The organism is Minwuia sp. IMCC3060 (assembly GCF_029909435.1).
Taxonomy (GTDB): Bacteria; Pseudomonadota; Alphaproteobacteria; order Minwuiales; family Minwuiaceae; genus Minwuia.
In genome coordinates, this window is record NZ_CP123782.1 from 3,793,858 (window position 1) to 3,807,356 (window position 13,499).

Genomic DNA, 13,499 nt, shown 5'->3' on the forward strand with positions numbered 1-13,499 from the left:
CCCGTGCCGATGTCTCGATCTCCGGGCGTGGCGGGTTGCAGGTTCACCAGGCGTATTGCAGGCCCAGTGTCAGGATCAGGTCCGTGTCCATCTGCGGACCGTTGAGGTTCTGGTAGACGGGCACGGTCGCTTCCATGGCGAGCCGCAGCCCGCGCAGGTCACCGCGCTGCGCCACCAGGTTGACGCCGAGGGAGACATCCAGCCGCTCGCCCCCGTAATTGTCCGGGTCGGCAGTCTGGTTCGGCACCGCGATGCGGTTGTCGATCCCCTCGATCTGCCCCTCCGACTGGGCCCCGATCCGCAGCGATGTGCTGGCCCAGGGTGCCCACTGCCTGGAGGCCCAGACATCCAGCCGCAGCCGGTCACCATAGGCGTAACCCTGGCTGTTGCGGTAGGGATGGATACGGGCAGCGAGCTGTCCGCCCCAGCCCAGATCGCCATCCGTACCGGTATAGGTGATGCCCGGCATCAGGTCGAAGGTGCCGGTGCCAAGCTGCATGGCATAGGGCACCCGCAGCACCGGTCGGGCATTGTTCGGCGCCACGATGGCCGCTTCCTCCTCGATGGAACCGGTCGGGATGCTGAGGCCGAGATTGAGATGCAGGTGATGCATGTCGTCGTCGAACAGGCGCACCAGACCGGCGACGCTGGTGTCACCCAGGCCGCTGGTGTTCACGTCGAACTTGGCCAGTCGGGTTGCCCCCGCCCCACCGGCGAAGGTGATATGGCCCATGCTCTTCTCGACGTAGTTGCCCATGACCATCAGGGTCAGGTCATCGGTCGGCGCATACATGGCACCGAACATGTGCATCTGCATTTCCATGTCGGTCGGCACCACGCGCAGGGTCGGCGGCTGGCCCGGCTGGCCGAAGAAGCGGTTGGGCACGGTGGTGGCGATGGTTTCGGCCGAGATCTGGCTGTCACCATCCAGATTGCCCCGCATCAGCATCGCCATGTAGCGGTAGGAGACCATCCACTCCCCCGCGTGATGCATGTGATCGCCCATGACCCCGATGGGGGCGTGGGAATCCGCGCGGATTGCACTGTGCGGCGCGCCGCTGATGCTGACCGTTGCATGATCGGTGTCGTGGTTTGCCGGAGAAGCTGCAGGCGGTTGCCCTGCCTTCTTCTCGTGGGCTTCCGTGGGACTGGAGAGCGCCAGCATGGCCACCCCCAGGGCAGCGAGCATGTGGCTCGCCGCGAATAGTGTTGTTCGCATGAATATCCTCGCGTTCAGCGCGATCACGCACTGCGTTTCCGGCCCCGGCGGGGTCGGCGAACGTCAGACGTGCCGCTGCTGACAGTTTCCAACTGTCGAAATCAGGTGATGTCGATGCCGGAAACCGGTGGCGCGCGCGGGCGCGACCGGGCGAGGATGAAGGACGGGCGGGCCGGTTCGGCGGCGAGCCGCTCTGCCAGCACAAGTTCCGCGACAGTGGTCGGATGCAGCGACTGCGCGGAAGGGGCGGCCAGACCGCCGCCGCACATCTGGCTGCAATCCGGGCAGGTCTCGGTGGAAGGTGCCTTTGTCGTGCCGTCAGGCAGCACCGTCGGCTGCAGCCCCTGCGGCGTACAGATCAGGATGCTGAGATCCGCCGTCGATGAGCCCGTCGCCTGGTGCGTCGTCTGCACGGCACAGGCCACCCAGAACCAGGCGTGAAACGCCAGCGCCACCACGGCGATGGCGCAGACGACAGGCTGGATCATGTACATTCGGGCATGCATCGGGCGGCATTCGGTTCCGTCAACGGGTGGGGCAGGATAGACCGCCCCGCCATCGGAACGGGATGCGGCGGAATGGCATCGCGGGCCGCGCGCCTGCAGATCAGGACTTGCGCATGCGCCGCAGGACGGAGGAACAGGTCAGGATGACGCGCTCGTCGGTGTAGATCTCGCCACGGACGAAGACCATCTGGCCGGTGCGCCGCACTACCTCGGCCCTTGCCTTGATGACCTCGCCCCGGTTGCCGCTGGCCATGAACTCGGCATTGAAGGAGACGGTGAAGACGCCATTGTCTTCCGTGCCCTCGGTCCCCGTGGCGCACATCATCAGATCCGCGAAGGTCATCAGCAGGCCGCCGTGGACGATGCCGCCGGAATTGCAGTGCTTCTCCTCCGCCTCGAAGGCAAAGCGCAGGCGACCGTCGCGCTTGCGCCAGAAGAACGGACCGGTATTGGTCTCGTGCGGGTCCTTCGGATCGAAGACCTTGTAGCGGTCGCCGGGATTGCGCTTCGCGGCGAAATAGTCGGTATCCCTGTCCAAGATGGTCTCCTTCAAGAGCGTCAGGTGCCCGGTGCCCTGCCACGGGAGTCATTTGCCGGCCTGTTCCGTCCCTCTCCCGGGCACCCGCGGAAGCATACTTGTTGGGAGGCCGAGAGAGGGGAAAAGACCGTTATCGACTCTCCTCAGTCAAACCCTTCCGGAGCCTGGAAGCCCCCGGTCAGGCTTTCGATCACGCGGGCCACGGCCAGGGTGCGGCGATCCCCCATTTCCGGCCCGACGACCTGGATGCCGATCGGCAGCCGTCCCTCGGTCATGCCGCCGGGCACCACCGTGCCGGGCAGGTAGCTGACGCCGGTCATGCCGGCCCAGAACAGCTGGTCGAAATAGGACACGGTCTTGCCGTTCACCGTCAGGGTGCGGGCATTCATGTCCTCCGATTCGTCATGCGGGAAGGCCGGCACGGAGGCCACGGGACAGAGCAGCACGTCATAGTTCTCGAAGAAATCCGCCCAGGCATAGCGCATGCGGGTCCGCGCCTCGTTGGCGGTGGCCCAGTCCCGGTGGCGGATCGTCTGGGCCCGCAGGACCTGCGCCCCGTCGGACATGTCGTCCGGCGAAAGACTCTCCAGCCGCCGGATGTTCTGCTCGAACAGCGCCTGCGGCTGCCGGGCCGCCATGGCGGAGAACAGCAGCGTCCGGTAGGTATCCATGCAGTGCTGCGGCGTGAAGTCGGGCCGGGCCTGGTCATCGACGATGGCACCTGCCTCGGACAGGGCCTCGGCGGCATTGCGCAGGACCGCCTGCACGCTGTCATCGACAGCCGCAATGGGGTCATCGCACCAGAGCGCGACCCGGAGGCCCTCCGCCCCCTCCACCTCGGACGGCGCCAGGTCCAGCTTCCAGCCCGGTTCGTGCAGCCGGTCGGAGCCTGCGGTCAGTTCCAGCGCCAGTTCCAGATCATCGATGCTGCGTGCCAGCGGACCCACGACGGAGATGTCGGTGGGCGTCAGGGCGCCGGTCAGCGCATGGCCGCGCATCGGCACGATGCCCCAGGTGGGCTTGTGCCCGCAGACACCGGAATAATGCGCCGGGTTGCGGATGGAACCGCCGATGTCGGAGCCATATTCCAGCGCCGTGAACCCGGCTGCCAGCGCCGCCGCGCCACCGCCCGACGACCCGCCTGGCGTATGGCCCTGACGATGCGGATTGTGCGTGGTGCCATAGACGGCGTTGTAGCTCTGGAAGTCGGCCAGCATCAGCGGCACGTTGGTCTTGCCGAAGATCACCGCACCGGCATCCTTCAGCCGCTGCGGCACCACGCCGTCGCGGGCCGCGATATTGTCCTTCATTTCCGGCACGCCCCAGGTGGTCGGCAGCCCGGCGAGGTCGAAGCTTTCCTTCACCGTCATCGGCACACCGTGCAGCGGGCCATGCGACACGCCGCGCCGTGTCGCGGCATCCGCCTCATCGGCGGCGGCCCGGGCACGGTCGAAATCGCGCACGACGACGGCATTGACCTGATTGTCGTAGCGCTCGATCCGTTCGATCATGTGATCCAGCAGTTCGCGGGAGCCAAGGCGGCGCGCGCGGATCAGACCGGCAAGCTCGGTTGCCGATTTCCAGGCAAGTTCAGACATGACACTCCCTCCCCCAACAGACATTGCACAGGGAGGATAACGCCAAATCGCCCGGCGGCAACGTCGGGATCAGGCAGCCAGCGCGGCTTCGGTTTCCGGGCTGCCGGCAATCCGGCTGTGCCACATGCGGCGCGCCTGGGTGAAGGGCCAGGGCGTCGCCTGATGCATCAGACGACGGTTGTCCCAGATCACCACGTCGCCGGGTTCCCAGTCATGGTGATAGACCCGCGGCGGCTGGCAGGCGAAATCCACCAGTTCCTGCAGCAGCTTCTCGGACTCCTCAGGCGCCATGCCGATGATGTCATAGGCGTGCCGCCCCACCAGCAGGTTCGGCCTTCCGGTCTCCGGATGCACCTTCACCAGCGGGCGGATCGAGACGGGACCTTCGTGAAAGCCGTAACCGCCATAGGTCTTGCCGGAATCATCGTCCGTATTGACGCTCGAATCCTTCACAGGCGCCGCCTGATGCCCGACCTTGGCCTGCGAATGATAGAGTGAATGGTGGCACCGCAGCCCCTCGAGCCGGGCCTTCATGGCGGCGTCGAGGGCGTCGTAGGCGTGGCGCATGTCGGCGAAGCCGGTCTGCCCGCCTTCCTGCGGCACGATATCCGCCGTGAAGACCGCACCCTTGGCCTGCACCGGCATGTAGGTGCTGTCATGGTGCCAGCCCATGTTGCCGCGATTGATCTTCATCATGTCGTCGGAGCCATCGTCGGGACGCAGGCTGCCGTCCTTGCGCATGTTGCCGATCTCGGCAATGTCGAACTCCAGATCGCCGAAACGCTTCGCGAAGGCCACCTGCTGTCCCCTGTCGAGGAACTGCCCGCCAACGATCAGCAGCCCGTACTCCAGCCACCGGTCATAGAACGTCCGGAAGCTGTCGGCATCCATGTCCGCCAGCGTCACGCCGGAGACCCGTGCGCCGAAACAGACATCGTCCAGGGGCTCGAAGGTCATGCCGCTCATGTCATCCTCCCACAAATGCACGCGCATCAACTGTCGCAATTGTGCCGTCTCCCGAACCACCTGCCAAGCGATCCAGCGCAGGGCTGCCGCGCGTCTGGGGATGAGTTGGGGAAACCTTGCCCCGACCGTTCCACCCCTCGGGAGGTTCGTTTGTGGACCGTTCCTCCCCTCTCCCCCTCCCGACCACCCATAAGGATAATCCCGTGGGTGGTCGGGAGGGGGAGAGGGGAGGAACGGTCAGCCACCGAATCCAGAGCCTGCGGCAATCAGGGGGTCACGCGGAACCGTGTTCGTGACCCCCCGACCGCAGAACGGGCACTAGGCTTGGCCCGGCCGATTGACGGCCCGTCCGCAGAATCCGGACACGCCATGGCTCAGGGCTGCCATGTCCGTGTCCGAACGCCCCCGACCCCACCAGGTGGCGGCGCCTCGTTCGCCGCGCCGCGCAGGAGGACGCGGCTGGGCGATCTCTTTTCCGGTTCCGGCCGGGATTTCAGAAATCCCGGGAAGGGATGCCGGAGCCGGCAATTTCATCAACCGGAGTCAGGGGGTATTCGCGAACTCTCCGAGATGGTGCGGTATCATAATGCCGCGCAACTGGTAATTTCGTTCGTGCCCCTGAGCGGTCTTCGCTAGACTTGCCCGAACAACACACCGGACCGGGTGCTTATTCATATCGTCATGACGGATGTCGATCACGAAACTGTGAGAGATGGGTTGGAAGCCCATCTGCCGCGCCTCTGGCGGTATGGCCTTTCCCTCAGCCGCAACCCGTCCGTGGCGGAGGATCTGGTGCAGTCCACCTGCGTGCGGGCCCTTGAAAGACAGGCACAATTCCGTCAGGGCACCAACCTGCGCGCGTGGTTGTTCACCATTCTCTCATCAATCTGGAAGAATAATCTGCGGGCAGAGAAGGTCCGTACCGGTGGCGGCTTTGCCGACCCGGAGACGGAACTGGTGTTCGACGGATCCGCCAGCATGGAAACGAATAATTTGTTTCAACGCGTGTTGAGTGAGGTGTCGGAACTGCCGGAAGCGCAGCGACAGGCTGTGATGCTCGTTTACGTGGAAGAGTTTACCTATCGTGAGGCGGCTCACATTCTGGATGTTCCAATCGGTACTATCATGAGCAGGCTGTCTGCCGCGCGGGGCAAACTGGCCGGGCTTGATCCCAGCGCAACTTGTGCGCGAAGAACCCGCGATGGTGAGGTCGAGGAAAACTGATGTCATCCGCCGGCAAGGCAGATCATCCGAGAGACGAGGACCTGGTGGCCTACCTGGACGGGGAGCTGTCGCTTTCCGACCGGCAGCTGATCGACCGGGCTCTTTCGGATTCCGCCGAACTGCGGCAGAGGCTGGAACTGTTGCGGCAGGGCGACCGGCCCTTCCGCGCGGCATTCGACACACTGCTTGACCAGGCCCCGATGGACCGGCTGCTGGCGGCATTGCCGGAACCGACATTGACTGCCTCGGTCATTTCCACCACCCAGGCACCGCCGCCGCGTCCGGCGAACGACTGGCACTCGATCGGTGTCGCGGCCATGTTGCTGCTGACGCTGGGTATCGGCTTTGCCGTCGGTTTCGGCACCAGTGCGGACCGGGCCGGGCAGCGGGAAATCGCCCTGCTGGCGGAACTGGACGAGATGGAGGCGGAGCTGGAGGAAGCCGAGGCCGCAGCCGATGCGGCACCGGTCGTCGCCGCGAAGGGCTGGCGCCAGGCGGTGGCCGACTACCAGATGCTGTTCACCACCGACTCCCTGACGCCGGACCAGGGTGGTAATGCCGCCCTGGCGCTGGCCTCGGAACGGGTCGGACTGCCGCTGGATCCGGCGACCCGGGCCGCGACCGGGCTGGAATTCCGCCGCGCGCAGTTGCTCGCCTTCAACGGCAAACCCCTGGTTCAGCTTGCCTATCTGGGCGACGACGGCGTGCCTGTTGCCTTCTGCATCATCGCCTCCAACAAGCCGGAGGCGGATACGCAGTATGAGGTCCGCAATGGGCTGGGGATCGTGCACTGGATCATCGGCGGCTACGGCCTGATGGTGATCGGCGACCTGCCGGAGGACCGCCTGAGCCGCATCGCCAGCGAACTGCGCAAGAGCATCGACCTGTAATCGCTGATCCTACCGGGTGGGCGCGGCCCCACGGCCCGGCCCGTGGCGGCAACCGGAAAGGTCACCGCCGCCGGTGGGTGTCAGGCCGGATCGGGGCCGAGGCGGATGATCTGCTTGCCGAAATTCTCGCCCTTCAGCATACCGATGAAGGCAGCGGGGGCATTGTCGATGCCTTCCGCGATGGTCTCGCGGTACTTCAGCTTGCCGGCACGCATCCAGCCGGTCATGTCGGCGATGAAGCCGGGCAGCCCGTCGAAATGCTCCGAGATGATGAAACCGCGGATCATGGCGCGGTTGATCAGCAGCGACTGGAGATTGTTGATCCCCTCCGGCTGGGTCAGGTTGTACTGGCTGATCATGCCGCACAGCGCGATGCGCGCGTAGGGATTGATGTTGGCCAGCACCGCGTCCAGCATGGCACCGCCGACATTCTCGAAGTAGATGTCGATGCCGTCCGGGCAGTGCTCCCGCAGCGCCTCGGTGTAGGAATCGACCTTCTTGTAGTTGAAACAGACGTCGTAGCCGCAGGCTTCCATGGCCCAGGCGCATTTCTCGTCATCCCCGGCGGAACCGACCACCCGACACCCCTTGATCTTCGCCACCTGGCCCACGACCTGGCCGACGGCACCGGACGCTGCCGAGACATAGACGGTCTCGCCCGGCTTCGGCTCACCGATCTTCAGCAGGCCGTAGTAACCGGTGAAGCCCGGCATGCCGAGAATGCCGAGGTAGTAGGACAGCGGTGCCGCCTTGGCATCCACCGGCATCAGGCCGGCCCCGCCCTTCACCAGGGAGTGGGTTTCCCACCCGAGCATCCCGTTGACCACCGTGCCCACGGGGACATTGTCGTTCTTCGAGGCAATGACCTCCCCCACCGCACCGGCATTCATCACCTTGCCCAGCTCGAAACCGGCGGCATAGGACTTCCGGTCCGACATGCGGCCGCGCATGTAGGGATCGACGGACATGACGATGTTGCGGGTCAGCACATCGCCGTCGGCAAGTTCCGGAATCGGTGCATCCTCGATCCGGAAGCAGTCCGGCGTCACCCAGCCCTCGGGCCGTCTGGCAAAGATCACGCGGCGGTTGGTGTCGGTCATGGCGGTCGTTCCCTCTGAATTTTCTGTTGGCCTGTAGATAAGGCAACGCGCGCCGATTGGAACGGAAAATCCGAAGCCGGGAAGGGGCGCGACGCAGCATCCGCCCGAACGGGGATGTCGCATTCAGGCGGCCATTGCGCTCCCGGTCCTGCCAGTCTGGCGCAAAGACGGTTCCAACGGATCTCCCGGAAACAATCATGAGCCAGGTTTCAGCCGCGGCGGATGGACGCCGCAACGGTATCCTGCTGGTCCTCGGGGCCGGTGTCCTCTGGTCGACGGTCGGACTCGGCATCCGGCTGATGGATGATGCGACGGTCTGGCAGATCCTGCTCTACCGCTCGGTCAGTCTCTCGCTGTTCCTCTACCTCGTGATCCGCATCCGGTCCGGCGAGAGCCCGATCCACCAGGTCAGCCGTGCCGGTCTTCCCGCCGTGATCGCCGGGCTGGCGCTGACGGCCGCCTATGCCGGCGGCATCTATGCGATCCAGGTCACCTCGGTCGCCAGCGCGATGCTGCTGTTCGCCACTGCGCCTTTCATGACAGCCGTGCTCGGCTGGATCGTGCTGCGGGAACCGGTGCGGTCGGCAACCTGGCTGGCGATCGCCGTCGCCATCGCCGGGATCGGCATCATGGTCGCCGACCGGACGGGCAGCGTCGCTCTGGCAGGCAGCCTTGCCGCGCTCGGTTCGGCGTTCGGCTTCGCGATCTTCACCGTGGCCCTGCGCTGGGGACGGTCGGGGGAGATGCTGCCGGCCGTATTCATGTCGGGCCTGTTCGCCATCGTCATCATGGCGGCGATCTGCCTGATCCAGGGGCTTCCCCTCGTCCTGTCCCCCCGCACCGGCGGCATCGCGACGGCAATGGGGGTCTTCCAGGTCGGTGCCGGGCTGATCCTCTACACGCTGGGGTCCAGAAGCCTGCCGGCGGCCGAACTCGCCCTGCTCTCGCTGGCGGAGGTGTTGCTGGCACCGCTCTGGGTCTGGCTGCTGCTGGGGGAGACGGCGACCGTCAACACGCTGATCGGCGGCGCGGTCCTGCTGGGCGCGATTGTCGGCAACGCCCTGTCGGGCAAGCGGCGCAAGCCGCCACCGATCACGACACCCTGAGGGGCGCGGGGAGCGGACTCAGTTCACCGTGCGGGATGCCCTGGCGATCTCGTCGGCGGCGATCCAGAGGCCGTTGCCGTCGAACTGGGGCATCACGGCCTGGATGAAGCCTTCCATGATCTCCTCCGGCGCCGGCAGGGTCATCGGGTCCTCACCGGGGAAGGCGCCCGCGCGCAGGGCGGTGCGGGTGGGGCCGGGATTGATGACATTGACCCGCACCTTCGTCTGTTTCATCTCGGTCGCGTAGGTCTCCGCCATCTTCTCCAGCGCCGCCTTGGTCGCGCCATAGAGGCCCCAGAAGGGGGAGGCGACACGGGTGATGCCGCTGGTGACGAACAGCACCCGCCCGGCGTCGGAGGCCCGCAGCAGCGGGTCCAGCGCCCGGATCAGCCGCCAGTTGGCATGGACATTCAGCTTGAAGGTCTTTTCCCACACATCCGGCGGAAAGTGCCCCATGGGCGAAAGCTGGCCCAGCATCGCGGCATTGCCGACCAGCACGTCGAGGTGGCCATAGCGCTCCAGCAGCGGTGCGGCGAGCCCGTCGATGGCAGCCCATTCGGTCAGGTCCATCGGCACCAGTGTGGCGGTGCCGCCAAGACCGTTGATCGCATCGTCCAGGCTTTCCAGCCCGGCGGTGTCACGGGCAAGGGCGATGATGTGCGCACCCTCTGCCGCATAGGCCATGGCGATGGCACGCCCGATCCCCTTCGATGCCCCGGTGACCAGGGCGATGCGGCCTTCCAGACGTTTCAGGCTCATCGCTGACCCTCGCGGAACAGGCTGCCCTGATCGGCCTCGACGCCCTTGTCGTTCTCGTCCAGCAGCGGAATGGCATAGTCGCCGCTGAAGCAGGCATCGCAGTATCCGGCCTCCATGCTGCGTCTGGCTTCGCCCACCGCGCGGTACAGGCCGTCGATGGAAAGATAGGCCAGGCTGTCGACCTTGATGGCACGGCGGACCTGATCCAGCGATTCGAACTGGTTGTAGATCAGCTCCGACTTGGAGGGCGTATCGACACCATAGAAGCAGGGGCTGACGGTCGGCGGGCTGGCAATGCGCAGATGCACCTCCGTCGCGCCGGCATCGCGCACCATCTCCACGATGCGTTTCGAGGTGGTGCCGCGCACGATCGAATCATCCACCAGCACGACCCGCTTGCCGCGCAGCAGGCCCCGGTTGGCATTGAGTTTCCGCAGCACCGCGAGATCGCGATGCTGCTGGTCCGGCTCGATGAAGCTGCGCCCGACGTAGTGATTGCGGGTGATCGCCAGCTCGAAGGGAATGTCCAGGACCTCCGCATAGCCCAGCGCCGACGGCGTGCCGGAGTCCGGCACCGGCACCACCATGTCGGCGGAGACCACTTCCTCCCGCGCCAGTTCGCGCCCGATGTTGCGGCGGATGGAATAGACGTCCTTGCCGTTCACCCGGGAATCCGGGCGCGAGAAATAGACATATTCGAAGATGCAGAAATGCCGCGGCTCCTCCGCCAGCGGGAAATGACTTTCCATCCCGCTCTCGTCGATGACGATCATCTCCCCCGGCTTCACGTCGCGCACGAAGTCGGCACCGATGATGTCGAGACCACAGGTCTCCGACGACACCACCCAGGCTTCGTCCAGCCGCCCCAGCACCAGCGGGCGTACCCCGGCGGGATCACGGGCGGCAATCAGCTTCTTCTTCGACAGGGCGACCAGCGAATAGGCACCGACGATGCGCTTCATGGCGCTGACCAGCCGCTTGACGAGCTGGCGTTCGTCGCTGCGCGCCACCAGATCCAGGATCACCTCCGTATCGGTGGTCGACTGGAACCGCCGCCCCTCCGCCCGCAGTTCCTTCTTGATCTGCCGGGCATTGGTCAGGTTGCCGTTGTGGGCCAGCGCGAAGCCGCCGGATTCGTCCAGATCGGTCCAGAGCGGCTGGATGTTGCGGATCATGGTCCGCCCCGACGTGGCATAGCGGGTGTGGCCGATGGCGGCCCGCCCGGTCAGCCGCGCGATCGGACTGTTGCTGTCGCTGTCCGCCGAGCCCTTGCCGAACACGTCGCCGACAAGTCCCAGCGCGCGATGCACGTTGAAATGGCCGCTGTCGAAGGCGACGATACCGCAGGCTTCCTGCCCGCGATGCTGCAGGGCATGCAGGCCGAGGGCCGTCAGTCCGGCGGCGCCGTCGGCACCCCAGACGCCAAAGACGGCGCATTCCTCGTGGAAATGGTCATCGTCGAAAGGGAGGGTCGTCCCGGAAGAGATGGTGCTCATTGGCGCTCCGTCACGGAATCCATCAGGCGTTCGAGGTCTCGTTTCTGCTGCTTCGTATAGCCCTTCTCGGGCTCCGCGTCCTGTGCTTCCCCGTCGCGGCTGTCATTCGTGCCGTCACTGTCGTCCTGCCGGTCCAGCAGCGGCCGCAGGATGCGCGCCGCCCGGTTCGCATCCTCCGCCGCGCCCCGCGCATCATCCGCGGATCCGCGCGTCTGTTCCCGCACCCGGCGTGGAATGACGGAGGTGACATAGTCCGTCGCCATGATGACATAGGGCAGCGACCGCGACTCCCGTACCGTCTTCGGCGGGTTGTCCGGCATCAGGTAATCGATCACCAGCCAGGCGGCGATGATCACCAGCGCCCCGCGCCCGATACCGAACAGGATGCCCAGCGACCGGTCCAGGGTGCCGATGGCGCGGCTGTCGCGTACCCGGCTGGCAATCCTGTGGGTGATCAGGATCAGCACGATCAGCGCGCCGAGGAAGATGACCAGGGCGGAGACAATGTCGGCGGCGGTGGGGTCGCCAATCTGTTCCAGCGCGAAGGGCCGCAGCAGCGGCTGGCCGTACCAGGCCGCGACTCCGGCGCCGATCCAGCTTCCCAGCGACAGCACCTCGCGCGTGAACCCGCGCATCAGGCCGAAGACGGCGGAGAGCGTGATGATCCCCAGGACGATCAGGTCGGCAAAGGTCAGAGCCATCTCAACGCCCCTCATCCAGCGGGAACAGCGCCGCCAGCGCGTCGAGGCGGTCGATTTCCGTCACCCGCAGCAGGTCGCGCCCCTCCGACCCCGCCGGGGCGATGGCATGACGGAACCCGAGCTTGGAGGCTTCCTTCATCCGCGCCTCGGCGCGGGCAACCCGGCGGACCTCCCCCGACAGGCCGATCTCTCCGAAGACGACCGTCGCAGCGCGTACCGGATCATCGGACAGCGAGGAGAGCAGCGCCGCCGCCACGGCCAGATCGGCGGCAGGTTCGTTGATGCGCAGGCCACCGGCAACATTCAGATAGACCTCGTTCTGGCCCAGCGACAGGCCCAGCCGGGTATCCAGCACGGCCAGGATCATGGCCAGCCGTCCGGCGTCCCATCCCACCACGGCGCGGCGCGGCGTGGCCAGCGGTGACGGCGCCACCAGCGCCTGTATCTCCACCAGGATCGGGCGGCTGCCCTCCATCCCGGCGAAGACAGCGGCCCCGGCCACCGGCTCCTCCCGTTCCCCCAGGAACAGGGCGGACGGGTTCGGGGTCTCGATCAGCCCGGCCTCCGCCATCTCGAAGACCCCGATCTCGTCGGCGGCCCCGAAGCGGTTCTTCACCGCGCGCAGGATGCGGAACTGATGGCTGCGGTCGCCCTCGAAATAGAGCACCGTGTCCACCATGTGCTCCAGCACCCGCGGCCCGGCGATCTGGCCGTCCTTCGTCACATGGCCGACCAGCACCACGGCGGTGCCGGACTTCTTGGCATGCTGGATCAGCTCGTGGGCGGTGGCGCGCACCTGGGCGACCGTGCCCGGCGCGCTTTCCAGTGCCTCGGAAAACACGGTCTGGATCGAGTCGATGATCACCAGGTCGGTATCGGCATGTTCCTGCAGGGTGGCGAGGATCTCCCCCAGTCCGTTGGCATTCGTGACCTGCACCGGGGCGCCATCGACACCCAGCCGGCGCGCGCGCATGGCGATCTGGGTCGTCGCCTCCTCCCCCGAGACATAGATGATCCTGGCGCCGGTCGCGGCCATGGCGGTCGCGGTCTGCAGCAGCAGCGTCGACTTGCCGATGCCCGGGTCGCCACCGATCAGGATGGCGGAGCCGCGAACCAGTCCGCCGCCCAGCACCCGGTCCAGCTCCCCGATCCCGGTGCCGCGCCGGGGTTCGTCCAGCGTCTGCACGGACAGGTCGGTCAGGGGGGCGGGACGGCTGCGGCTGCCGCCGACGACGCCGAAGGCGCGGGGCCGGGGCGTCACCGTCTCCTCCTCCACCGAGGACGCGCCGCACGCGTCGCAGATGCCACGCCACTTGGGGTAGCTGGCACCGCAATCGCGGCAGACATATCGGATGCTCGCCTTGGCCATCGTTTCCGGTTCAAGCCCTGTGTCGGA

At 66.3% G+C, this 13,499-nt stretch carries 13 protein-coding genes; 3 read left to right on the forward strand and 10 right to left on the reverse strand.

The window, feature by feature from the left end; all coding sequences use genetic code 11:
• Positions 1-43 precede the first annotated feature (43 nt).
• The 5 genes from QGV54_RS17775 to QGV54_RS17795 all read right to left on the reverse strand — a co-directional run bounded on the left by QGV54_RS17775 (position 44) and on the right by QGV54_RS17795 (position 4,827).
• Entirely contained in the window at positions 44-1,219 is a 1,176-nt protein-coding gene (locus QGV54_RS17775) for a transporter (RefSeq protein ID WP_281019306.1), read from the reverse strand.
• Between the two features lie 101 nt (positions 1,220-1,320).
• Positions 1,321-1,725: a DUF2946 family protein gene (locus QGV54_RS17780; protein WP_281019305.1), complete on the reverse strand. Its 405-nt coding sequence runs from the start codon at positions 1,723-1,725 to the stop codon at positions 1,321-1,323.
• Positions 1,726-1,825: 100 nt separating this feature from the next.
• Positions 1,826-2,263, reverse strand: a complete 438-nt coding sequence (locus tag QGV54_RS17785) for a PaaI family thioesterase (RefSeq protein ID WP_281019304.1) — start codon at positions 2,261-2,263, stop codon at positions 1,826-1,828.
• Positions 2,264-2,406: 143 nt separating this feature from the next.
• A complete protein-coding gene (locus tag QGV54_RS17790; RefSeq protein ID WP_281019303.1) occupies positions 2,407-3,861 on the reverse strand; it encodes an amidase in 1,455 nt (484 codons plus the stop codon).
• A gap of 69 nt (positions 3,862-3,930) precedes the next feature.
• Positions 3,931-4,827: a TauD/TfdA family dioxygenase gene (locus QGV54_RS17795; protein ID WP_281019302.1), complete on the reverse strand. Its 897-nt coding sequence runs from the start codon at positions 4,825-4,827 to the stop codon at positions 3,931-3,933.
• Positions 4,828-5,508: 681 nt separating this feature from the next.
• Here QGV54_RS17795 and QGV54_RS17800 point away from each other — a divergent pair.
• Positions 5,509-6,051 (forward strand): RNA polymerase sigma factor, encoded by a 543-nt coding sequence (locus QGV54_RS17800; protein ID WP_281020003.1) that lies wholly within the window; start codon positions 5,509-5,511, stop codon positions 6,049-6,051.
• The gene (locus tag QGV54_RS17805) at positions 6,051-6,941 is read left to right on the forward strand and encodes a hypothetical protein (RefSeq protein WP_281019300.1); all 891 of its coding nucleotides are present in this window, start codon (positions 6,051-6,053) and stop codon (positions 6,939-6,941) included. The genes QGV54_RS17800 and QGV54_RS17805 overlap by 1 nt, the downstream gene beginning before the upstream one ends.
• 80 nt (positions 6,942-7,021) lie before the next feature.
• Here QGV54_RS17805 and QGV54_RS17810 read toward each other — a convergent pair whose 3' ends face one another.
• Positions 7,022-8,041, reverse strand: coding sequence for an NADP-dependent oxidoreductase (locus QGV54_RS17810; protein ID WP_281019299.1), 1,020 nt, complete (start codon positions 8,039-8,041; stop codon positions 7,022-7,024).
• 197 nt (positions 8,042-8,238) lie between these two features.
• Here QGV54_RS17810 and QGV54_RS17815 point away from each other — a divergent pair, with 197 nt between their 5' ends.
• The gene (locus tag QGV54_RS17815) at positions 8,239-9,147 is read left to right on the forward strand and encodes an EamA family transporter (RefSeq protein WP_281019298.1); all 909 of its coding nucleotides are present in this window, start codon (positions 8,239-8,241) and stop codon (positions 9,145-9,147) included.
• Positions 9,148-9,165: 18 nt separating this feature from the next.
• On the opposite strand, the gene QGV54_RS17820 is transcribed toward QGV54_RS17815, so the two are convergent.
• The 4 genes from QGV54_RS17820 to radA are packed head-to-tail and all read right to left on the reverse strand — an operon-like array spanning position 9,166 to position 13,472.
• Positions 9,166-9,906 carry an SDR family NAD(P)-dependent oxidoreductase gene (locus QGV54_RS17820; protein WP_281019297.1) on the reverse strand — a complete coding sequence of 247 codons (741 nt, stop codon included), beginning with the start codon at positions 9,904-9,906 and terminating at the stop codon, positions 9,166-9,168.
• A complete protein-coding gene (purF, locus tag QGV54_RS17825; protein WP_281019296.1) occupies positions 9,903-11,402 on the reverse strand; it encodes an amidophosphoribosyltransferase in 1,500 nt (499 codons plus the stop codon). Before purF ends, QGV54_RS17820 begins: the two co-directional genes overlap by 4 nt.
• Positions 11,399-12,103 (reverse strand): CvpA family protein, encoded by a 705-nt coding sequence (locus tag QGV54_RS17830; RefSeq protein WP_281019295.1) that lies wholly within the window; start codon positions 12,101-12,103, stop codon positions 11,399-11,401. The genes purF and QGV54_RS17830 overlap by 4 nt, the downstream gene beginning before the upstream one ends.
• 1 nt (position 12,104) lies before the next feature.
• The gene (gene radA / locus QGV54_RS17835; RefSeq protein WP_281019294.1) at positions 12,105-13,472 is read right to left on the reverse strand and encodes a DNA repair protein RadA; all 1,368 of its coding nucleotides are present in this window, start codon (positions 13,470-13,472) and stop codon (positions 12,105-12,107) included.
• Positions 13,473-13,499 lie beyond the last annotated feature (27 nt).

What these genes read in the sequence shown, in the direction of transcription:
- QGV54_RS17775 (WP_281019306.1), bottom strand. Translation starts at nt 1,219, where the DNA reads ATGCGAACAACACTATTCGCGGCGAGCCACATGCTCGCTGCCCTGGGG.
- QGV54_RS17780 (WP_281019305.1), bottom strand. Translation starts at nt 1,725, where the DNA reads ATGCATGCCCGAATGTACATGATCCAGCCTGTCGTCTGCGCCATCGCC.
- QGV54_RS17790 (WP_281019303.1), bottom strand. Translation starts at nt 3,861, where the DNA reads ATGTCTGAACTTGCCTGGAAATCGGCAACCGAGCTTGCCGGTCTGATC.
- QGV54_RS17795 (WP_281019302.1), bottom strand. Translation starts at nt 4,827, where the DNA reads ATGAGCGGCATGACCTTCGAGCCCCTGGACGATGTCTGTTTCGGCGCA.
- QGV54_RS17800 (WP_281020003.1), top strand. Translation starts at nt 5,509, where the DNA reads ATGACGGATGTCGATCACGAAACTGTGAGAGATGGGTTGGAAGCCCAT.
- QGV54_RS17805 (WP_281019300.1), top strand. Translation starts at nt 6,051, where the DNA reads ATGTCATCCGCCGGCAAGGCAGATCATCCGAGAGACGAGGACCTGGTG.
- QGV54_RS17810 (WP_281019299.1), bottom strand. Translation starts at nt 8,041, where the DNA reads ATGACCGACACCAACCGCCGCGTGATCTTTGCCAGACGGCCCGAGGGC.
- QGV54_RS17815 (WP_281019298.1), top strand. Translation starts at nt 8,239, where the DNA reads ATGAGCCAGGTTTCAGCCGCGGCGGATGGACGCCGCAACGGTATCCTG.
- QGV54_RS17820 (WP_281019297.1), bottom strand. Translation starts at nt 9,906, where the DNA reads ATGAGCCTGAAACGTCTGGAAGGCCGCATCGCCCTGGTCACCGGGGCA.
- purF (WP_281019296.1), bottom strand. Translation starts at nt 11,402, where the DNA reads ATGAGCACCATCTCTTCCGGGACGACCCTCCCTTTCGACGATGACCAT.
- QGV54_RS17830 (WP_281019295.1), bottom strand. Translation starts at nt 12,103, where the DNA reads ATGGCTCTGACCTTTGCCGACCTGATCGTCCTGGGGATCATCACGCTC.
- radA (WP_281019294.1), bottom strand. Translation starts at nt 13,472, where the DNA reads ATGGCCAAGGCGAGCATCCGATATGTCTGCCGCGATTGCGGTGCCAGC.